The organism is Cupriavidus sp. BIC8F, assembly GCF_032465815.1.
Taxonomy (GTDB): Bacteria; Pseudomonadota; Gammaproteobacteria; order Burkholderiales; family Burkholderiaceae; genus Cupriavidus; species Cupriavidus necator.
Genome location: NZ_CP136094.1, coordinates 2,467,425 through 2,487,653 on the forward strand (window position 1 = coordinate 2,467,425; position 20,229 = coordinate 2,487,653).

At 69.0% G+C, this 20,229-nt stretch carries 18 protein-coding genes; 6 read left to right on the forward strand and 12 right to left on the reverse strand.

Translation table 11 applies throughout. The features are described from left to right. The first annotated feature begins 26 nt into the window (after positions 1-26). Positions 27-965, forward strand: a complete 939-nt coding sequence (locus RS901_RS11580; protein WP_316148918.1) for a LysR family transcriptional regulator — start codon at positions 27-29, stop codon at positions 963-965. Positions 966-1,265: 300 nt separating this feature from the next. Continuing rightward, a complete protein-coding gene (locus RS901_RS11585) occupies positions 1,266-2,396 on the forward strand; it encodes a CAP domain-containing protein (RefSeq protein ID WP_316148919.1) in 1,131 nt (376 codons plus the stop codon). A gap of 27 nt (positions 2,397-2,423) precedes the next feature. Here the strand turns inward: RS901_RS11585 and RS901_RS11590 are convergent, their stop codons facing one another. From RS901_RS11590 to RS901_RS11600, 3 genes are all read right to left on the reverse strand, one after another. Then, positions 2,424-3,641: a hypothetical protein gene (locus RS901_RS11590; RefSeq protein WP_316148920.1), complete on the reverse strand. Its 1,218-nt coding sequence runs from the start codon at positions 3,639-3,641 to the stop codon at positions 2,424-2,426. Next, entirely contained in the window at positions 3,638-4,276 is a 639-nt protein-coding gene (locus RS901_RS11595) for a sigma-70 family RNA polymerase sigma factor (RefSeq protein WP_316148921.1), read from the reverse strand. The genes RS901_RS11590 and RS901_RS11595 overlap by 4 nt, the downstream gene beginning before the upstream one ends. Positions 4,277-4,355: 79 nt before the next feature. Beyond that, entirely contained in the window at positions 4,356-6,074 is a 1,719-nt protein-coding gene (locus tag RS901_RS11600; RefSeq protein ID WP_316148922.1) for a VWA domain-containing protein, read from the reverse strand. A 207-nt stretch (positions 6,075-6,281) separates the two neighbouring features. Between RS901_RS11600 and ggt the strand changes: the two genes are divergently transcribed. Continuing rightward, positions 6,282-8,162 (forward strand): gamma-glutamyltransferase, encoded by a 1,881-nt coding sequence (gene ggt, locus RS901_RS11605; RefSeq protein ID WP_316148923.1) that lies wholly within the window; start codon positions 6,282-6,284, stop codon positions 8,160-8,162. Positions 8,163-8,230: 68 nt separating this feature from the next. Here the strand turns inward: ggt and RS901_RS11610 are convergent, their stop codons facing one another. The 4 genes from RS901_RS11610 to RS901_RS11625 form a co-directional block, all read right to left on the reverse strand. Then, entirely contained in the window at positions 8,231-9,307 is a 1,077-nt protein-coding gene (locus RS901_RS11610) for a phosphotransferase (RefSeq protein ID WP_316148924.1), read from the reverse strand. Between the two features lie 60 nt (positions 9,308-9,367). Next, positions 9,368-10,093 carry a histidine phosphatase family protein gene (locus RS901_RS11615; RefSeq protein ID WP_316148925.1) on the reverse strand — a complete coding sequence of 242 codons (726 nt, stop codon included), beginning with the start codon at positions 10,091-10,093 and terminating at the stop codon, positions 9,368-9,370. 83 nt (positions 10,094-10,176) lie between these two features. Next, a complete protein-coding gene (locus RS901_RS11620; protein ID WP_316148926.1) occupies positions 10,177-10,956 on the reverse strand; it encodes an oxepin-CoA hydrolase, alternative type in 780 nt (259 codons plus the stop codon). 33 nt (positions 10,957-10,989) lie between these two features. Then, positions 10,990-12,513 carry a 3-hydroxyacyl-CoA dehydrogenase gene (locus RS901_RS11625; RefSeq protein WP_316153477.1) on the reverse strand — a complete coding sequence of 508 codons (1,524 nt, stop codon included), beginning with the start codon at positions 12,511-12,513 and terminating at the stop codon, positions 10,990-10,992. 189 nt (positions 12,514-12,702) lie between these two features. Between RS901_RS11625 and RS901_RS11630 the strand changes: the two genes are divergently transcribed. Next, the gene (locus RS901_RS11630) at positions 12,703-13,347 is read left to right on the forward strand and encodes a glutathione S-transferase (RefSeq protein WP_316148927.1); all 645 of its coding nucleotides are present in this window, start codon (positions 12,703-12,705) and stop codon (positions 13,345-13,347) included. 85 nt (positions 13,348-13,432) lie between these two features. Here the strand turns inward: RS901_RS11630 and RS901_RS11635 are convergent, their stop codons facing one another. Together RS901_RS11635 and RS901_RS11640 are read right to left on the reverse strand one after the other, a co-directional pair. Next, a complete protein-coding gene (locus RS901_RS11635) occupies positions 13,433-14,614 on the reverse strand; it encodes a pyridoxal phosphate-dependent aminotransferase (RefSeq protein ID WP_316148928.1) in 1,182 nt (393 codons plus the stop codon). Positions 14,615-14,697: 83 nt separating this feature from the next. Continuing rightward, positions 14,698-15,225 (reverse strand): PIN domain-containing protein, encoded by a 528-nt coding sequence (locus RS901_RS11640; protein ID WP_316148929.1) that lies wholly within the window; start codon positions 15,223-15,225, stop codon positions 14,698-14,700. A 49-nt stretch (positions 15,226-15,274) separates the two neighbouring features. On the opposite strand from RS901_RS11640, the gene yaaA reads away from it, so the two are divergent. Together yaaA and RS901_RS11650 are read left to right on the forward strand one after the other, a co-directional pair. Then, a complete protein-coding gene (yaaA, locus tag RS901_RS11645) occupies positions 15,275-16,060 on the forward strand; it encodes a peroxide stress protein YaaA (RefSeq protein WP_316148930.1) in 786 nt (261 codons plus the stop codon). 26 nt (positions 16,061-16,086) lie between these two features. After that, the gene (locus tag RS901_RS11650; protein WP_316148931.1) at positions 16,087-17,229 is read left to right on the forward strand and encodes a M14 family metallopeptidase; all 1,143 of its coding nucleotides are present in this window, start codon (positions 16,087-16,089) and stop codon (positions 17,227-17,229) included. Positions 17,230-17,309: 80 nt separating this feature from the next. On the opposite strand, the gene RS901_RS11655 is transcribed toward RS901_RS11650, so the two are convergent. From RS901_RS11655 to RS901_RS11665, 3 genes are all read right to left on the reverse strand, one after another. Next, positions 17,310-18,077, reverse strand: coding sequence for a BspC domain-containing protein (locus RS901_RS11655; protein ID WP_410054104.1), 768 nt, complete (start codon positions 18,075-18,077; stop codon positions 17,310-17,312). A 252-nt stretch (positions 18,078-18,329) separates the two neighbouring features. Then, positions 18,330-19,217: an N-formylglutamate amidohydrolase gene (locus tag RS901_RS11660; protein WP_316148932.1), complete on the reverse strand. Its 888-nt coding sequence runs from the start codon at positions 19,215-19,217 to the stop codon at positions 18,330-18,332. Positions 19,218-19,232: 15 nt separating this feature from the next. Next, the gene (locus tag RS901_RS11665) at positions 19,233-20,219 is read right to left on the reverse strand and encodes a tripartite tricarboxylate transporter substrate binding protein BugE (protein ID WP_316148933.1); all 987 of its coding nucleotides are present in this window, start codon (positions 20,217-20,219) and stop codon (positions 19,233-19,235) included. Positions 20,220-20,229: the final 10 nt, after the last annotated feature.

Here is a 20,229-nt window from a genome sequence, read left to right on the forward strand (position 1 = left end):
CTGCATTCCGTGCCAGAATCCTCGGCATGCAGCTCTCCCGCATCGACCTGAATCTCTTCGTGGTGTTCGACGCCATCTACAGCGAAGGCAGCATCACCGCGGCCGCGCGCCAGCTCAACCTGACGCAGCCCGCGGTCAGCCATGCGCTGGGCCGGATGCGCACGCTGTTCGACGACCCGCTGTTCGAGCGGCGCGGGCAGGGCATGGCGCCCACGCCGCTGGCGCGCTCGCTGGCCGCCGAGGTGCGCAGCGCGCTGCAATCGTTCGCGCGCACGCTGCAGGATACGCCGCACTTCGATCCCACCAATACCGTGCGGCGTTTCACCATCGGCATGCGCGACGCGCTGGAATCCACGCTGCTGCCGCCGCTGATGGCGCGTGTCACGGCAATGGCGCCGCAGGTGGAGATCGCCGCGATCCGCTTCGACCGCCGCGAGATGGAGTCCGAGCTGCTCGCCGGCACGCTGGACGCCGCGCTGGACATCCTGCTGCCGGTCTCGCCCGCCATCCACCACGCGCCGTTCATGGCCGATCCGATGGTGGTGCTGGCGCGGCGCGACCATCCGCTGGTGAAGAAGGAACTGACGCTTGAGCGCTACCTGGCGGCCGAGCATGTGCATGTGTCGTCGCGCCGTCGCGGCGCCGGGCTGGAAGACCAGGCGCTGCACCGCATGGGCCTGACGCGGCGCGTGCGCCTGCGTTGCCAGCACTACGCGGCCGCGTGCCGCGTGGTCAGCTGCACCGACCTGCTGGCTACGCTGCCGCTGCGCTATGCGCGCATCGCCAATGAGCCCTATGCCAACCGCGTGCTCTCGCTGCCGTTCAAGGTGCCGTCGCTGGAACTGCACCTGTACTGGCATGCGGGTGGCGAAAACGACGGTGCCAACCGCTGGCTGCGCGAGCAGCTGATGGCGGTGATGGCCGCGCTCGGCACCGGCATGGCCGACGTGGCCGCCGCCGGCTAAGTGCGCCCGCGCCCGCATGGCTGGCACCGCAAGGGCCCCGCGCGGCGCCCCGGTGCGGCGCGCGCGGGTCACACGTAAGGAATTGTTCATGGGCTAGACCCTGCCGGTCCGCGCCCATACCATCGTCCGGTCTTTCTGCCCCCGGCGCCGCTGCCGCGAGCCCGTGTCCACACGGTGCTGGCGATGGTTGCCGCGCCGGCTGTCCGCGCCTGCGGATCCCCCGGGGCAGGTTCCTTCCTCCGATGACCACGACGATTCAGAACGATGACCGGGAAACGCTTGCTTGCTGATCACCAACCCATGCTGCCGCGACGCACGCGGCGCACCACGCTCGCCCTGACCACGCTTTGCGCCGCTGCGGCGCTGGCACTGTCCGCATGTGGCGGCGGTGGTGGCGATGGCGGCGGCGGCGGTACTTCGTCGGGCGCATCGCAAGCGAACGGGCAGGCCAGCGCGCCGTCCGGCTCGGGCTCGACCATGCCATCCACCGCAGGTGCCTGCTATACCGTCAGCGGCACGGCGCCGGCACCCGCGGCGGGCGGCGGCATCTCGCTGCTGCCGGCGCGCGGCAGTGCGGTCAGCAATTACCGCGTGCTGGACGAGCCGCGCACCGCCGGCCTGTGCTACGCCAACTATCGGCGCGAGCAGGTGGGCCTGCCGCCGCTGGCGGCACGCGATCCGCTCAATACCGTGGCGCAGAACCACACTGCCTACATGCTGGCCAACGCCACGCTGACGCACGACGAGACCAGCGGCAAGCCGGGCTATACCGGCGCCACGCCCAACGAGCGCATCCAGGCCGCCTATCCGACCAATGCCACCGCGGAAGTCGTGGCCGGGGCCAACCGCTGGACCTCGGTTGCCAATGCGCAGCTGTCGATGTCGCCCAAGGACGCGCTGGTGTCGGACCTGGTCAACGCGCCGTTCCACCGCGCCGCGCTGCTGGGCAGCTACGGCTCGGCCGGCAGCGGCTTTGCCGAGCGCGTGGGCCCGGACGGCAGCGGCACCTCGGCCAGCTACTACCAGACCATTGACCTGGCCGATGCATCGAAGGGCGGCAGCGACAACCAGATGGTGGCCTACCCGTACAACGACCAGGCCGACGTGCCGGCCAGCTGGGTCAACTCGGAAAGCCCCAACCCGGCGCCGGGCTACGAGGGCAAGACCGTGGGCTATCCGGTATCGCTGCAGGCCATCAACACCTCGCTGCAGTTCGACGCCGACAACTTCGTCATCACCGACGCGCAAGGCAACAATGTCAGCTGCCTCAAGGTCGACAGCCGTTCGTCGGGCCTCTCCAGCGCGGCACGCGGCCTGGCGATCTGCACGCCGGTGGCGCCGCTGGCCAGCCAGCAGCGCTACAGCGTGCGGGTCACCGGCCGGCTGGGTTCGCAGCCGGTGGACCTGAGCTGGTCGTTCACCACGCGCTGACCAGCACTCGCCAACGCACCGGCGCGCTCATTGCGGCGCGCCGTGCCGCAGTTCGATGCGCACCTGGCCCGGGGCCAGCGTGCGGTCGGCCTGCACGGCAAATGGCACCGGCGGGCGTTGCGCCGCCGGCATCGACTGCCAGAGCCGTCCTGCCCATTCCCTGATTGCCTCACTGTCCGGTTCGGCCGCCAGCAGCGTGACCGATGCCGCCGCCGGCACGCGCGCAGCCGTGGCGGCGGGGTCGTCCTGGATCGACACGACCATGCTGGATGCGGTGTGCGCGGCGGGGGCGCGTGCGGCCGTCATCGGTGGCGCGGCCTTGCGGGCGAAGTCTGCACGCGGCGCGGTCGCCGGCGGTGCCGTGGGTGCCGGCATTGCCGGCTGCGGGACTGCCTCTGCCATGGCCGGATAAGCGGGAGCGGCTGGTGCGGCGGCCACGGCCGGCGCCTGGGCGGACAAGCTTTCAGTCGCCTGCGGCCGTGGTGGCGTGGCGGCCTCGCGTGGCGCCGTGCCCCCGGCCGTTGCCGGCGCGCGGCTGCGCTGCCCGGCGTGCGCCGGGGCAGGCCGCTCTTCCCGCCGCGGGGCCGGGGCAGCCTTCGCGGCTGGCGGCGGGTTTGCCGGCGTGGCCGTTCCGGGTTCCGCCGCAGCTTGCGGTGCGGGCGCTGCTGCCATCTCTGCGGCGGGTGCCGCGGCCGGGGCGGACACCTGTTCAGGCGCCGATACCGGCAGCAGTGCGCCATCATCGATCTGCCGCAGCACGATGCTGGTGGTCAGCCCGGCCACCGCCGCGACGCTGGCCACGAGTCCCAGCGAGCGCCACCACCGCCGCGCGCGCGCGGCGCGCGCTGCCATGGATTGCGCTGCGGTCCGTGTTGCCTGTGGCGGTGTTGCCGCCTCAGCCGCCTGTGTCTGCAGCCACGCGCTGGCAGCGGCACCGACCGGGGCACCCAGAATCTCCGCCGCGGGCTCGCCTGACGCCACGCGCGCAAGCAGCGCATCGCGTCGCGCGGCCTGCGCCGCCTGCAGGCGCGCGGCTTCTTCCAGCACCGCCGTGGCCAGCGTTGGCGGCGCGGCGAAGGGCAGCGCCGCCGCGCCGGCCCGCTGGCGATCCGCTTCCTGTTGTGCCGCGCGTGCGGCCGCGTGCACCGACTCCGCCAGCGCAGCGGACGGCGCGTAAGCGGGCAGCTCCCGCAGCAGTGCCGAAAGCCGGTCCTTGCCGTCGATAAAGCGGTCGGCCGCGTTCACGACGGCGTCTCCTGCGAGCCCGGCACACTGCCGGCCAGCTCTGCGCGCAGGCGCGCGAACGCATAGCGCATCCGGCTCTTCACGGTCTCGAACTTCTCGCCGAGCATCTGCGCAATCTCTTCGACGCTCATGTCGCTGAAGAAGCGCAGCACCACCACCTCGCGCTGGGAGACGGGCAGCTGCAGCAGCGCGCGATGCACGTGGTGCGCGTGCTGGCGCAACTGCAGCTCTGCTTCCGGCGACAGGTCGTCGGCCGGCATCTCCGCTGGCTGGTCGTCCAGGGCTTCGCGCTGGCGCGCATCGGCGCTGCGCACCCGGTCGAGCCAGGTATTGCGCGCGATCTGGAACAGGAAGGTGCGGAACGCCGCGTCAGGCTGGTAGTCGCCGCAGCGGGTCATCAGCTTGACCCAGGTCTTCTGCGCGATGTCTTCCGCTTCGCCGCGGTTGCCCTGGCACAGCCAGGCCACGTAGTTGTAGAGGCCGGCGTTATGGCGGCGGAACAGCTCGGTGACGGGCTGCTCGATGATGCCGCCCGCCACCAGCAGCATCAGGTCATGGTCGGGCAGCGCGGACAGCGCGGCGCCGGGCGTAGCGGCTGTGGGCGCAGCGGAAGGGGCGGGGGCGGGTGCCTGCATGCGCCCGAGTATAGGAGAGCGCAAGGCGGCGCGACAGTCTGTCGCACCGCCTTGCGCCGGCTCGCGGCCCGGGCTGGTGTCAGCGTGCCGCACGCTCGGCCGGCCCGCCGCTGGTGGCACCGGCCGGACTGGCCGTGGCCAGGCTCTGTGCCAGGTCCACCAGCTTGAGGAACTCGCCCCGATAGCCAAAGCGGTCGGTGCCGCGGGCGCCCTGGGCCAGCGCGCGGGCATCGGCGTAGCGCCAGTCGCCGGTGAACTTGCCGCCGCGCAGCACCTGGCCGAAACCGGCCACCGCCGCGGCAAAGCGGAAGTCGTCATCGCCTTGCGCCAGCGGGCGGATGGCCTGGCGCGCGACGGTGATGTCCATCAACTGGCTGGTGCTGGCGGCGGGCAGCTTGTAGCGCAGCTTGACGTGCGCGAGCTCGCCGTCGCGCCCCAGAGCGGGTGCGGCCGGCTGGTAGCGCAGCGGATCGACCAGCCCGGCCTGGCCGGCCAGCGTCAGTTCATACAGCGCCGTCACGGTGTGGCCCGCGCCGATATCGCCGGCATCGACCTTGTCGTTGTTGAAGTCCTCGCGCGCCAGCATGCGGTTCTCGTAGCCGATCAGGCGATACTCCTTCACCGTGGCCGGATTGAATTCCACCTGGATCTTCACGTCGCGCGCGATGGTGGCCAGCGTCGAGCTGATCTCGCTGACCAGCACCTTGTTGCCTTCCATCAGGTTGTCGATATACGAATAGGCGCCGTCGCCGGCATCGGCCAGCTGCTCCATCAACTGCTCGTTGTAGTTGCCGGTGCCGAAGCCGAGCGTGGACAGCGACACACCGGACTTGCGCTTCTCTTCCACCATGCTCCTGAGCTGCCGGAAGTCGGTCACGCCCACGTTGAAGTCGCCGTCGGTGGCCAGCAGCACGCGGTTGATGCCGCCGGCGATATAGCTCTGCTGCGCGGCCTGGTAGGCCAGCGCGATGCCACTGGCGCCGGCGGTGCTGCCCCCGGCCACGAGCTGGTCGATGGCGGCGCTGATGGCGGTCTTGTCGCTGCCCGGCGTGGGCGGCAGCGCCACGCGCGTGCCGCTGGCATAGGTGACCAGCGTGATGCGGTCCTGCGGGCGCAGCTTGTTCACCAGCAGCTTCAGCGAAGACTTCAGCAGCGGCAGCTTGTCCGGCGAGTTCATCGAACCCGATACATCCACCAGGAATACCAGGTTGGCGGGCGGCAGCGCGCCGCTGGCCATGTCCTTGCCCTTGATGCCGATGCGCAGCAGCACATTGGCCGGGTGCCAGGGCGCGGGTGCCAGCGCGGCATGCACGGCGAACGGGCGGCCGTCGGCGGGCTGGGCATAGTCATAGGGGAAGTAGTTCAGCAGCTCTTCCACGCGCACCGCATCGGCCGGCGGCACGCGCCCGGCATTGAGCATGCGGCGCATATTGCTGTAGCTGCCGGTATCGACATCGATGCTGAAGGTGGATACCGGCGCCTGCGCCACCAGCCTGACGCCGGTTTCCTCGATGGCGCCGTAGCGTTCGCGCTCGGCTGGCGCCGGCGGCGGCAGGTGGTAGGGGTGTGGCATGGCCAGCGTGGCGCGCGGGGCGAGCGCGTGCATTTCCATGGCGGGCGCCGCCTGGCCTGCCTTGGCGGCCTGGTCGTAAGCGGGCGCCGGGGCCGGGGCAACTGCCGGTGGCACCGGCTCGGATGTCTGCTGGGGAAGGGACGGCGTATGGCCGCCGCAGGCCGTCAGTGCCAGCGCCAGGGCGGCGGCAATGCCGGAAAAAAGGACCGGTGCGTGACGTTGCATGTTGTTCTCCTGGGAGGCCGAGGGCGGAGCGCCGGCATGGGGGCCTGTGGATGAAACGGGCCAGGCGTGATGGCGGGGTCAAAGCAAGTGAAATATTTTTCGGGACCGGGCTGGCTGGCCCCGATGTGTAGACAATTCGACTTTCGCGTTTCCCGGATGCGCCGATCGCCACTACAATCGTCTGATCCTTCCCCCAGGAGATATCGCATGGCTCACCCTGACCTCTCTTCGATGGCGTGGCGCGGCGCGCTGGCCCTTGCCCTGACGGCGCTGCTCGGTGCCTGTGGTACCCAGGGCGGAGGGACCGCCACGCCGGCCGCGCCTGCCGCGCCGACCGCGACCACGCCACCGGCCGCCATGCCGCCGGCACCGGAAGTGTCGTCCGGCTATCGCCCCGGCATGTCCACGGCCTACGCGCAGCGCCATATGGCGGCCGCGGCCAACCCGCTCGCGAGCGAGGCCGGGCGCGCCATCCTGCGCCAGGGCGGCTCCGCCATCGATGCCGCCATCGCGATGCAGGCCGTGCTGACGCTGGTCGAGCCGCAGGCCACCGGCATCGGCGGCGGCGCCTTCATCATGTACTGGGACGGCAAGAATGTTCAGGCCTTCGACGGCCGCGAGACCGCCCCTGCCGGCGCCACCGAAAACCTGTTCCTGCGCTCCGACGGCAAGCCCATGGAGTTCAGCGAGGCCCAGATCGGCGGCCGCTCCGTCGGCACGCCCGGCGTGATGCGCGCGCTGGAAATGGCGCACCAGAAGCACGGCCGCCTGCCATGGGCCAAGCTGTTCCAGCCCGCCATCGACCTGGCGGAGAAGGGCTTCCCGATCTCGGAGCGGCTGTACACGCAGGTGGCGGCCGACAAATTCCTGGGCAATTCGCCGGAGATGGCCGCGTACTTCCTGGATGCACAGGGCAAGCCCAAGCCGGCCGGCACGGTGCTGAAGAACCCGAAGCTGGCGCAGACCCTGCGCGATGTCGCCCGGCGCGGTGCCGGCGTGCTCTACAGCGGGCCGATCGCGCGCGATATCGTCGCCAAGGTCAACGGTGGCAGCAATGCCGGCTCGTTGTCGCTGGCTGACCTGGGCAGCTACCGGGCCAAGCAGCGCGTGCCGGTCTGCACCGACTACAAGCGCTGGAAGATCTGCGGCATGCCGCCGCCGTCGTCGGGCGGCATCGCCATCGCGCAGATCCTGGGCACGCTGCAGGCGCTCGAAACCAAGAATCCCAAGTACGCGCTGGCCGCGCTCAAGCCGCAGGGCGTGAACACGCCGGCGGTGATGGAGGCCAATCCCGACGCGGTCCACGCGATCTCCGAAGCCGACCGCCTGGCCTACGCCGACCGTGGCCTGTACGTGGCCGATGCCGACTTCGTGCCGGTCAACGTGGCCGGCCTGGTCAACCCATCCTACCTTTCCACGCGCGCGGAGCTGATCGGCGACAAGAGCATGGGCAAGGCCCAGCCGGGGGTGCCGCCGGGCACGGCGATGGCTTACGCGCCCGACCGTTCGCCGCCGCGCGTTTCCACCTCGCAGATCGTTGCCGTCGATGACCGCGGCGGGGCGATTTCGATGACCACCACGATCGAGTCGTACTTCGGCTCGCATCTGATGGTGCGCGGCTTCATGCTGAACAACCAGCTGACCGACTTCTCCTTCGTGCCGAGCGAGAATGGCAAGCCGGTGGCCAACCGCGTAGAGCCGGGCAAGCGCCCGCGTTCGTCGATGGCGCCGACGCTGGTGTTCGACCGCGAGAGCGGCCAACTGGTCGCCACGGTCGGTTCGCCGGGCGGCTCGCAGATCATCGAGTACGTGTCCAAGACCCTGGTCGGCATGCTGGACTGGAACATGGACGTGCAGGCCGCCATCGGCATGGGCAACTTCGGCAGCCGCAACGGCCCGACCGAGGTGGAGAAGGGGCTGGTGTCGCCGGGCCTGGTGCAGGCACTGCAGCAGCGCGGCCACCAGGTGGCCGAGATCGAGATGACCAGCGGCACGCAGGCCATCATGCGCAAGCAGGGGCCTGACGGCAAGGCGGTGTGGGCGGGTGGTGCGGACCCGCGGCGGGAAGGGGTGGCGCTGGGGGATTGAGCGCCGCGCGACGCGGATGAAAAACGGGCGCCACGGCGCCCGTTTTCTTTGGCTGCAGCCGTTGCCGCTCAGCCCTTGGCCTTCTGCGCGTACTGCCACCCCATCTCCGCCATCGGCCGCGCGCGCTTGCCCGCGTCCAGCGCCTGCGCCGACGATGCGGTGCCATCCACCACGCGCTTCATGATCCCCTGCAGGATGCCGGCGATGCGGAACATGCTGAAGGCCAGGTAGAAGTTCCAGTCGCCGGTGATCGGGCGGCCGGTGCGCTGCTCGTAGAGGCGGCGGTAGCTGGCTTCGTCCGGGATGCCCAGCGCGGCGAAGTCCACGCCTGCAATGCCGCGGAACTGGCCTGGGGCGATATGCCAGCTCATGCAGTGGTAGCTGAAGTCGGCCATCGGGTGGCCCAGCGTGGACAGTTCCCAGTCCAGCACCGCCAGCACGCGCGGCTCGGTCGGGTGGAACATCAGGTTGTCCAGCCGGTAGTCGCCATGCACGATCGAGGTCAGGTCGGCGTCTTCCAGCGGGATATGCTGCGGCAGCCAGTCCATCAGCGCGTCCATCGACGGGATCGATTCGGTCTCGGACAGCTTGTACTGCTTGGTCCAGCGCTCGATCTGGCGCTGGAAGTAGTTGCCGGGCTTGCCGTAGTCGCCCAGGCCGATGGCGTTGTAGTCGACCGTGTGCAGCGCGGCGATGACGCGGTTCATCTCGTCGTAGATGGCACTGCGCTCGGCGGTGCTCATGCCCGGCAGCGACTGGTCCCACAGCACGCGGCCGGCGACGAACTCCATGATGTAGAAGGCGCGGCCGATCACGGACTCGTCCTCGCACAGCGCGTACATGCGCGCCACCGGCACGTCGCTGCCGGCCAGCGCGGCCATCACGCGGTATTCGCGCTCGATCGCGTGCGCCGACGGCAGCAGCTTGCTCTTGGGGCCGGGCTTGGCGCGCATCACGTAGGTCTGGCCCGGCGTGACCAGCTTGAAGGTTGGGTTGGACTGGCCGCCCTTGAACTGCTCCACGGTCAGCGGGCCGGCAAAGCCCTCCACGTGCTGGCGCATCCAGGCTTCCAGCGCGTCAGTGTCGAAGCGCTGCTGGTCCGCCACCGGGCGCGTGCCCTCGAAGTGCGATACGTTGCTCGTCATGCTGTCTCCGTTGGTTTTCTGTTCGGTATCGGTTGGGATTCGATCAAGTCCGCGGCGCACTCAGCCCTGCAGCTGGCGTCCGCGCAAATACTGGTGCAGCAGCACTTCCATGGTGGTGTGGCGCGTGCCGCTGTGAACGGGCGTGGGCGGCGAGTAGTTGGTCATGCGCACCACCCAGTCGAGCGGGCCGTCGCCCATGTCGAGCACATTGATGCAGCCCGCGGTCTGCAGCAGCGAGCCGAAGAACACGCGCCGCCCGCAGGTGATGGCCTGCGACAGGATGGCGCGGTTGGTGCCGCCGTGCAGCACCATCAGCGCGGTGTCCCAGTCAGGATCGGCGCGCAGGCGCTCCAGCGCGGGCAGCACGCGGTCGAGGAACTGGCCGATGGTCTCGCCGTTGAGGAAGCGCTTGTCTTCCGGGACTTCGCCTTCGAAGGCGCCGACGAAGGCGTCGCGCAGGTCCTGGTCGGCGATGGCGGACAGGTCGCCGCCGCGGATTTCCTGCAGCGCGGGCCAGACTTCCGGCACCACGTCGTCCATCCCGGGCAGTTCGGCCAGCACACGCTCAGCCGTCTCGACGGTGCGCGGCAGCCCGCTGACGATGACGCGGTCGAAGCGGATCTGTTCGGCGGAAAAGGCGCGCCCGGCGGCGGTGGCCTGCATGCGGCCGGTCTCGTTGAGGGGCACCATCTCGGGCAGGGCGGGGCGCCCGGCTTCATCGAAGTACGAAACGGCACCATGCCGCATCAGGTAGATGCGGCGACGCGAGGACGGCGGCAATTCCATGCGTTGTCTCCTTGCATTGTGCCGGCATGCCCGTCTGCCGCGGGCTCGCCGTTCGGGTAAAGCCAGGCGTCCGGCGCCCGGCTTCAGCGGTACTGCGGCTTGCGTTTTTCCAGGAAGGCGCTGATGCCTTCGCCGCCGTCGGGGTGATGCAGCGCGGCGACGAAGCTGTCGCGCTCGGCCAGCAGGTGTTCGGCGCGCGATGCGGTGGCCGCGTGGTTGATCAGGTCCTTGATGCGGCCCACGGCGTGTGGAGACTGGCGGGCAAGGCCAGCGGCCAGGCGCAGGGCCTCGTCCAGGGCCTGGCCCGGCTCGGTGACGCGGTTGACCAGCCCGAACTGCGCCAGCCGCGCCGCGTCCACCGGCTTGCCTTCCATCATCAGCTCGCTGGCCAGCGGGCGCGGCAGCGCGCGTGCGATCTCATACGAGCCGCCGCCGTCGGGCGTGAGCCCCACGGAAACATAGGCCATCACGAACTTGGCATTGCTGGCCGCCACCACGAAGTCGCACGCCAGCACCACCGAGAAGCCCGCGCCCGCGGCAGCGCCTTCCACTGCCGCGATGATCGGCTTGGGAAAGGCGTGCAGCGACTCGACCCAGCCATTCAGCAGGGCAATGCTGGCGGCCTGCACCTCCCGCGGCTGGCTGCGGTTGCCGAGCAGCCGGTTCAGGTTGCCGCCGGCGCAGAAAATGCCGTCGGCGCCGGTGATGATGACCGCGCGCACCGAGTCATCGGCCGCGGCCTGATCCAGCGCCTGCTGCGAGGCCGCGTAGATGTCCGGGTGCAGCGCATTGCGTGCCTCGGGGTTCGAGATGGTTAGCACCAGCGTCGAATCGACGCGGTGGGAAAGCAACTGTGCGGGCATGGGCGTGGCTCGGTCGGTGGGGCGGTGGCGGGTTTACTGCTCTTCGGCCAGCAGCGACAGGCCCAGGCCGGCACGGCGCCACAGCCACGGGCTCGGGCGGTAGCGCATGTCGCCGGTGAGCGCTTCCATGTTGCGCAGCGTCTCCAGCACCAGTTGCGGGCCGACCGCATCGCCCAGCGCCAGCGGGCCCTTGGGATAGCCCAGGCCCAGGTTGACGGCGAGGTCGATGTCCGACGGCGTGGCGATGCGTTGCTGCGCGATATCGCTGGCGATATTGATGATGCAGCAGAGCACGCGCTGCGCGACAAAGCCGGCCGAATCACGGATCACCGTGACCGGCACGCCGTCGCTGCCAAACAGGCCGTGCGCGGCGTCACGGGCGGCGGCGCTGGTGGCCGGCGTGGTCATCAGCGTGCGGCGTTTGGTGGCCTCGAACGGCAGCAGCGTGTCGATGGCGACGGTGCGGGCCGGGTCCAGGCCCTGTTGCAGCGCGCTGGTGGTGGCATCCAGGCCCAGCGGGGTGACGATGATCAGCGCATCGGCCGACGGCTTGTTGCCGCCTTCCGGGGTCACGCCCAGCGCGCCCAGCAGCTTGCTCACCATGGCGTGGCCGCGCTCGCTTTCATGGCTGACCCAAACGCTCGACGGGCGCGCGGACGGTACCACGGCAGCCGCCGGCACCTGCTTCTGCCCATCGGCGTAGGAATAGAACCCGGCGCCGGCCTTGCGGCCGATCAGCCCGCCGACCGCGCGGATCGCGGTGATCGGCGAGGGGCGGTAGCGCGGTTCCTGGTAGAACTGGTTGTAGATCGATTCCATCACCGGGTGCGACACGTCCAGCCCGGTCAGGTCCATCAGCTCGAACGGGCCCATGCGGAAGCCGGCCTGCTCGCGCATGATGTTGTCGATGTCGGCGAACCCGGCCACGCCTTCCTGCGCAACCTTCAGGCCTTCGATATTCATGCCGCGGCCGGCATGGTTGACGATAAAGCCCGGCATGTCCTTGCAGCGCACCGGCGTATGGCCCATGCGGCGCGACAGCGCCATCAGCGCGTCGCCCACCGCGGGGTTGCCCGACAGGCCGTCGATGACCTCGACCACCTTCATCAGCGGCACCGGGTTGAAGAAGTGGTAGCCGGCGATGCGGCCCGGGTGCTTCGCACCCACGGCGATCGCGGTGATCGACAGCGACGACGTGTTGGAGGCAATGACGGCGTCTTCACGCAAGACCGCTTCGAGCTTGGCGATCAGGTCGCGCTTGACTTCCAGCTTCTCGACGATGGCTTCCAGCACCATGTCGCAGCCGGCGAGGTCTTCCAGCGTGCCGCAGGGCTTGACGCGGGCCAGCGTGGCCTCGGCGTCGGCGGCGCTGATCTTGCCCTTGTCGGCGAGCTTGGCCAGCGTGTCCTGCAGGTACTGGCGCGCGGCGGCCACCGCTTGCGGGTTGGCGTCGTACAGGTTGACGGTCAGGCCCGCCTGCGCGGCGATCTGCGCGATGCCCCGGCCCATGGCGCCGGTGCCGACGATACCCAGCGTATCGATGGTGAAAGTGCTCATCATTCGTCCCAAAAGTTGTGGTTAAATTAGCACGATCGTACGTTTTTTGCACCTTCCGCAACAGTCCGGCGGGGCAGGCGGCGTGCGCTGATCGGCCAGCCGGTACACTGCAGACCCCGGATGGTCCACAATCACCCGACATCCGCACCGTGCGATGCGGGGATCATTCCAATAACGGAGAGAGACGACATGCTGAAGCTCTGCGGTTTTGCCGCCAGCAACTACTACAACAAAGTGAAGCTGGCGCTGCTGGAAAAGAACGTGCCGTTCGAAGAGGTGCTGGCCTGGATCGGCCAGACCGATCCGGCGGCCACGCCCGCGGGCAAGGTGCCCTACATCATCACCGAATCCGGCCCGCTGTGCGAGTCCGAAGCCATCGTCGACTACGTAGAGGCGGCCTATCCGCAGACGCCGCTGCTGCCGGGCGACCCGTTCCAGGCCGCCAAGGTGCGCGAGATCGTCGTCTTCATGGAACTGTACCTGGAGCTGACCGCGCGCGAGCTGTACCCCGAGGCATTCTTCGGCGGCAAGGTCAGCGACGGCGTCAAGGACCGCCAGCACAAGCTGCTGACACGCTATGTCCCCGCCTTCGCCAGGCTGGCGAAGTTCTCGCCGTATATCGCCGGCGACACCTTCACGCTGGCCGACTGCGCCGCCGCGGCGCACCTGCCGCTGGTGTCGTCGTGCACCAAGATCATCTACGGCACCGACCTGCTGGCCGACCTGCCGGTCAAGGACTACCTGAAGACGCTGTCGGCGCGTGAATCGGTGCAGAAGGTCAATGCCGACCGCAAGGCCAATCTTGAGCTGATGGCGAGCCGCAGCAACAAGTAACCGGCCACAAACCGGCCGCACAAGGTAAAACGCCCGCGATTGGTTTCGCGGGCGTTTTTCGTTGGCGCGGTGGCCAGGCCTGCGCCTACAGCTTGCCCAGCCGCTCCAGCGCCAGCGCCAGCGTCTCTTCCTTCTTGGCAAAGCAGAAACGCACCACGCCCGATTCTCGCGGCTGCGTGTAGAAGGCCGAGACCGGGATCGCGGCCACGCCGATCTCGCGCGTCAGCCACATGGCGAAGTCGGCCTCGCTCAGGTCGGAAATGGCCGAGTAGTCGACGCACTGGAAGTAGGTGCCGTCCGACGGCAGCAGCTTGAAGCGGCTGTTGGCCAGGCCGGCGCGGAAAAAGTCGCGCTTGGCCTGGTAGAACGCCGACAGCTGCAGGTAGGGCGCGGGATCGGCCATGTAGTCGGCCAGGCCGTGCTGCACCGGCGTGTTCACGGTGAACACGTTGAACTGGTGCACCTTGCGGAACTCGGCCATCAGCGCGGCCGGCGCGGCCACGTAGCCGACCTTCCAGCCGGTCACGTGATAGGTCTTGCCGAAGCTCGAGATCACGAAGCTGCGGCGCGCAAGCTCAGGATGGCGCGAGACCGAGGCGTGCTGCTGGCCGTCGTAGACCATGTGCTCGTAGACCTCGTCCGAGAGCAGCAGGATGTCGGTGCCGGCCAGGATCTGCGCCAGCTGGTCCATGTCGGCCGCGCGCAAGATCGTGCCGGTGGGGTTGTGCGGCGTGTTGATCAGGATCATGCGCGTGCGCGGCGTGATCGCGGCGGCCAGCTTGTCGAAGGGCACGCGGAATTCCGGCGCTTCCAGCGTGACCGGCACGGCGGTGGCGCCGGCCAGCTCGATCGCGGGCAGGTAGCTGTCGTAGCACGGCTCCAGCACGATCACCTCGTCGCCCGGATGCACCGCGCACAGGATCGCGGTCAGGATGCCCTGGGTGGCGCCGGCGGTGACGGTGATCTCGGTGTCCCAGCTGTACTGGTGGCCATAGAGGCTGGCGATCTTGCCGGCGATGGCCTGGCGCAGGCGCGGCACGCCCGCCATCGGCGGGTACTGGTTATGGCCGGCGCGCATGGCGGCGGTCACGGCATCGACGATCCTGGGGTCGCAGTCGAAGTCCGGGAAGCCCTGGCCCAGGTTGACGGCGTTCTTCTCGGTGGCCAGCGCCGACATCACGGTGAAGATGGTGGTGCCGACGGCGGGCAGGCGCGAGGGCGGCGGGGTCAGCGGCGTCAACTGGGTGTGGGTGGTGTCTGCGGACATGATGCGAACGTGTCGGTGCGGTGGGGACGGGATGCGATCAGGCGTGCGGCGCCACCGGGGAGGCGGCGCCGGGAGCCGACATTCTAAAGCGGATCGGCGGCGCTGGCGGCGCCAAGCGCGGCCAGCCAGGCGCCGAAGGCCGGTGGCGTCATCACTTCCACGCCGCTGCTGCGGCGCAGGCGGGTGCGCAGCTTGAGCACGGCCTTGTCCTTCGATACCAGGCAGGCGGCGCCGGCAAAGTGGGCCAGCTCAACGAACTTCTGGTCGTCGGTGTCCTTGCAGCGCGGCAGGCTGATGGCGTCGTAGTCGGCCTGCGGCGGCGCGGCTTCCAGGCTGGCGAGGCGGTCGACGGTGGCCAGCGCGGCATCGATATCGACGTCAAAGCGGGCAAATTGCGGATAGGCCAGCACCCGGCGCAGTTCCTCGCGGCAGTCGGCGCGGATCACCGGGGCGATGGTGCCGGCCTCCAGCGCCGTGCGGATCGGCTCCACATGCGGGTCGCGGAAGACCAGCAGATCCACCCAGATATTGGAGTCGAGCACCACGCGGGGCGCAGATGTGACGCCGGCGGGGCTGGCGAAGAGGGTGTTTCCGGTGGTGTCGAGGCGCATTCGCTACAATCTTGGCTTGTTTGTCCTTGGCTACTGCCGCGATTTTGCCATGCTCATCGTTTTGTCTCCCGCCAAGTCGCTGGACTACGAGACTCCCCCGCGCCTCAAGACCCATACGCTGCCGCGCTTTATCGACCGTTCCGCCACGCTGATCGAGCGCCTGCGCAAGCTGGCGCCGCAGGATGTGGGCGCGCTGATGGACATTTCCGACAAGCTCGCGTTGCTCAATGTGACGCGCTACGGCGACTGGTCGCCGGAGTTCACCGCGGCCAACAGCAAGCAGGCGGTGCTGGCCTTCAATGGCGACGTCTACGACGGCCTGGATGCGAAGACGCTGTCGGCCGACGAACTCGGCTTTGCGCAGAAGCACATCCGCATCCTGTCCGGCCTGTACGGCGTGCTGCGCCCGCTGGACTGGATGCAGCCCTACCGGCTGGAGATGGGGACGCGCCTCGACAACGTTGCCGGCAAGGACCTGTACGCGTTCTGGGGCGACGATGTCACGCAGATGATCAACGCTGACATGGCCGCGCTCAAGCAGGAAGGCGCGCCGGTGCTGGTCAACCTGGCCTCGGAAGAGTATTTCAAGGTGGTGCGGCCCAAGGTGCTGCAGGCGCGCATCGTCACGCCGGTGTTCGAGGACTGGAAGGGCGGCCGCTACAAGATCATTTCGTTCCACGCCAAGCGCGCGCGAGGCACCATGGCGCGCTACGCGGTGACGCAGCGCGTGACCGAGCCGGAAAAGCTCAAGCGCTTTGCCGAAGACGGCTACGCCTTCGACGCCGCGGCCTCGGATGCCACCCGCTGGGTCTTCCGCCGCCGCCTGGAAGACTGAAACCCTTCGCCACGAGACTGCCAGCCATGCCTGCCGCCATGCATATCTCTTCGCAATTCGACTCCGGCGCCATCGAGGTCGAGGCGCTCGACCGCGCCGACGATATCCGCCTGCGCATCCGCGCCGACTCGCACGCCGACTTCCGCCAGTGGTTCCATTTCCGCCTGCAGGGCGCGGCGGGGCAGGCGTGCCGGATGCACTTCCTGAACGCCGGCGACTGCACCTATCCGGACGGATGGCGCGACTACCGCGCGGTGGCCTCGTACGACCGCGCCAACTGGTTCCGCGTGCCGACGCGCTTCGACGGCCAGGTGATGACGGTGGAGTTCACGCCCGAGCACGACAGCATCTGGTTTGCGTATTTCGAGCCGTATCCGGATGAGCGCCACCTGTCGCTGCTGGCCAGCTGCCAACGCTCGCCGCTGGCGCGGCTGTCGCACCTGGGCAGCACCGTGGACGGGCGCGACATGACCCGCGTCACGCTGGGCCAGCCCGGCCCCGGCAAGAAGACCGTCTGGATGATCGCGCGCCAGCACCCGGGCGAGAGCATGGCCGAATGGTTTGTCGAAGGCGTGCTGCAGCGCCTGACCGGCACCGGCATGTGGGCGGGCGACCCGGTTGCGCGCAAGCTGCTGGAGCGCGCGGTCTTCCATATCGTGCCGAACATGAACCCGGACGGCTCGGCGCGCGGCAACCTGCGCACCAACGCCGCCGGCGCCAACCTGAACCGCGAGTGGATGGCGCCGAGCCCGGATACCAGCCCCGAGGTCTACCATGTGCGCCGCGCCATCGAGGCCACCGGCTGCGACATGTTCTTCGACATCCATGGCGACGAGGGACTGCCGTACAACTTCGTCGCCGGCAGCGAGATGCTGCCGGGCTTTACCGAGGCGCGCCGGCGCGAGCAGCAGCGCTTTATCGAGGCCTTCAAGCGGGTCTCGCCGGATTTCCAGGATGCGCACGGCTACGCGGCCAGCAAGTACAACGCGGATGCGCTCAAGCTGGCGTCCAAGTACATCGGGCATACCTTCGGTTGCCTGGCGCTGACGCTGGAGATGCCGTTCAAGGACAATGCCGATCTGCCGGATCCGGCGGTCGGCTGGAACGGCGCGCGCAGTGCGCTGCTGGGGACGGCGATGCTGCAGGCAATTCTGGACTACCTGGGCTGAGCCAGCGCAAACGGCCCAACCGGACGAAACCGGGTGGGCCGGAACGGCCTTGGCGCGGACGCGGTGCGCCCGCTTTGCGCCTATTGCTTCTTCTTGGTCTTGCTGGTCGTCTTGGCCGGGCCGGAGGTGGACTTGGCGGTCGTTGACTTCGATGACTTGGACGCCGACGCCTTGCCCGACTTCGAAGCCGTGCTCTTGCCCTTGGCCCCCTTGCGGCTCTTGCTTGCCGAAGTTTGCGTAGCAGCCGGCACGGCCGGCTCGGCAGCCGGTTCGCTGATGGTGGCGCCGCCGCTGTCCAGCAGCTCATACGCCAGCATCATGCCGTCGTCATAACCGCAACGCACTTTCACCGGCTGCCAGTCGTCACTGCCGCGGCGCTTGTGCGCGGTGGCGGCGAAGGTGACCACCGAGCTGACCGGCACGGCCTGCTTGCCGGGCGAGAAGCGTCCGCTCCATGGCTCGGTCGTGGCCTGTCCCGCGGCGAGCGCGCCGGTGGGGATCTTCAATGCATCGTAGCTGGCCGAGCGCGGCACCACCCAGCTGGCGTGGGCGGCGCAGTCCGCCGCGTCGCTGGTGGCGTTCTCGGTCTTTATCAGTTGTTCGCGCATGCGGGTCCGGTACTCGGACAGGCTGACGCGGCCACGGTCGGGCAGGGTGACGGTCTTGGTGGGCGGAGTAGAAGTGGCGGGTGCCGGGGCGGCGGCAGGTCGGGCGGGTGCCGGGGCAGGGCCGGCGCTGGCATCATCGGCCGGCATATTGGCGCAGCCTGCCAGCGCGATCGCACCGGCCACTGCGGCAGCCACCATGCGGAGCCGGCTGCCGAGCAGTTCGGAGATTCGTCGGATCACGGTGTGAGCGGTGTGTGCGTTCTTGGGTTTTGCCCGCAGGGCCGCAGGGGCCGGCAGGCAAGATGGGTTCGCAAAGGAATGCCATGATAGAGGAAACCTATCTGACAAAGTTCCTAAATCTTGTTACCCATTCTTCCAACGCTTGCTGTCGCGCCGCAAGTGACTGGTGCGCTAGCAGGAATCCCCTATCTCGCACAACTGCGGTGAACCCGCGGCGTATGCGGGGCTGCGTGGCGCAGCCCCGGCCCGGCGTCAGGCCACGCGCGACGGCATCGAGCGCGTAAAGCGCAGCAACTCGTCGAGCAGCAGGTTCAGGTCATGGCGCAGCCTGGCAAAGCCCGCGGTATGCGTCAGGCCCACCTCGTCCATATAGAGCTTGCGGTTGACCTCCAGCTGCAGGCTGTGGCAGCCGGCCTGGGGCTGCCCCACCACGCGCACGATCTCCACGCCCTTGTACGGGTGGTTGCGCCAGACGTCGTAGCCCATCTCCTTGAGCACGCCCTCGACCCGGTCGGTGAAGCGCTTGTCGCAGGTGGTGCCGTCGCGGTCGCCCACCACGAAGTCTGGATGCTCCAGCCCCGGGAACTCGGTGGCGAATGGCGCGGCGTGGCTCGGCATCGAGTGGCAGTTGATATGCCAGGCGCTGCCGTGGCTGGCGACGGCGCGGTCGGCCAGCTTCTGCAACTGCGCGTAATAGGGCAGGTAGCAGCGGTTGATGCGCGCCTGCACTTCTTCCACGCTCAGCTTGCGGTCGTAGATGGCCTCGCCGGTGTCCAGCACGCGCCAGACCAGGCCCTTGCCCAGCCGGGTCTTGGAGGTCTCCTGCCTGGCGCCGGGCCAGGGTGTTTCGAGCAGGGCTTCGTCGATTTCCTCCAGCGCGCGGTTGGCGTCCAGGTAGCTGCGCGGGAAGCCCGCGCACAGCAGCGGGATGCCGCGCGCCGGGGCGCCGGCGTAGAGCTCGTCGACAAAGGTGTCTTCGGCCTGGCGCAGCAGCGGCAGCGGCAGCGCGGGGTCGGGGCGGAAGTCCGTCGGGTAGATCGTCGCGCTGTGCGGCGAGTCCAGGAACAGCGCCGCGGGCTCGCCCTCGGGCTGGTACAGGTAGAACGGACTGTCCGCGGTGGTTCGGTCGGTGTCGGTCATGGTGTTGCTGTGGAATCAGTCGAGCGAGATCTTGGCGGCGGCGGCCACGCGCTTGTTCTTGGCCACTTCGCTCTTGATCTGGGCGGCAAAGTGCGCCGGCGTATCGCCCACCGGGGTCGCGCCCAGCTTCTCGAGCTTGGCCTTCACTTCCGGCAGTGCCAGCACCTTGACCGCGGCGGTGTGGAGCCTGGTCTGGATATCCGCCGGCAGGTTGGCCGGCGCGATCAGGCCGAACCAGGCGGCGTCGTTGACTTCGCCCAGGCCCAGCTCGGCAAAGGTCGGCACGTTGGGCAGCGCGGCCACGCGCTTGGGCGCTGCCACGGCGAGCGCACGCAGCTTGCCGCCTTCGATGAACGGCAGCGACGACGGCAGGTTGTCGAACAGCACCTGCACCTGGCCGGCCAGCGCGTCGTTCAGCGCCGGGCCCACGCCCTTGTAGGGCACGTGCAGCAGTTCGGTCTTGCTGCTCATCTTGAACAGTTCCCCCATCATGTGCGAGACGCTGCCGTTGCCCGCCGAGCCATAGGCCAGCTTGTTGGGCTGCGACTGCGCCAGCGCGATGAAGGACTTCATGTCGGTGGCCTTGACCGCCGGGTTGATGCTCATCACGTTGGGCACCGAGGCCAGGTTGGTGATGGTGGTGAAGTCCTTGGTTGCATCGTAGGACAGGCGCGGGTAGACCGCCGGATTGATGCCATGGGTCGAGGCCGTGGCAATGCCCAGCGTGTACCCGTCCGGAGCCGCCTTGGACAGGAAAGTGGTGCCGATGCTGCCGCCGGCGCCGCCGCGGTTGTCCACTACCACGGCCTGGCCCAGTTGCTGCCCGAGCTTGTCGGCGACGATGCGCGCGACGATGTCGGTGGTGCCGCCGGCGGGAAAGGGCACCACCAGCGTGATCGGCTTGGTCGGGTAGCCGGCCTGGGCCAAGGCGCTGAAGGAGATGCCGGCAGCGGCTGCGGCCGAAGCGGCGGCCAGGAGTCGGAGAAGATGGCGACGTTGCATGACGGGGGCC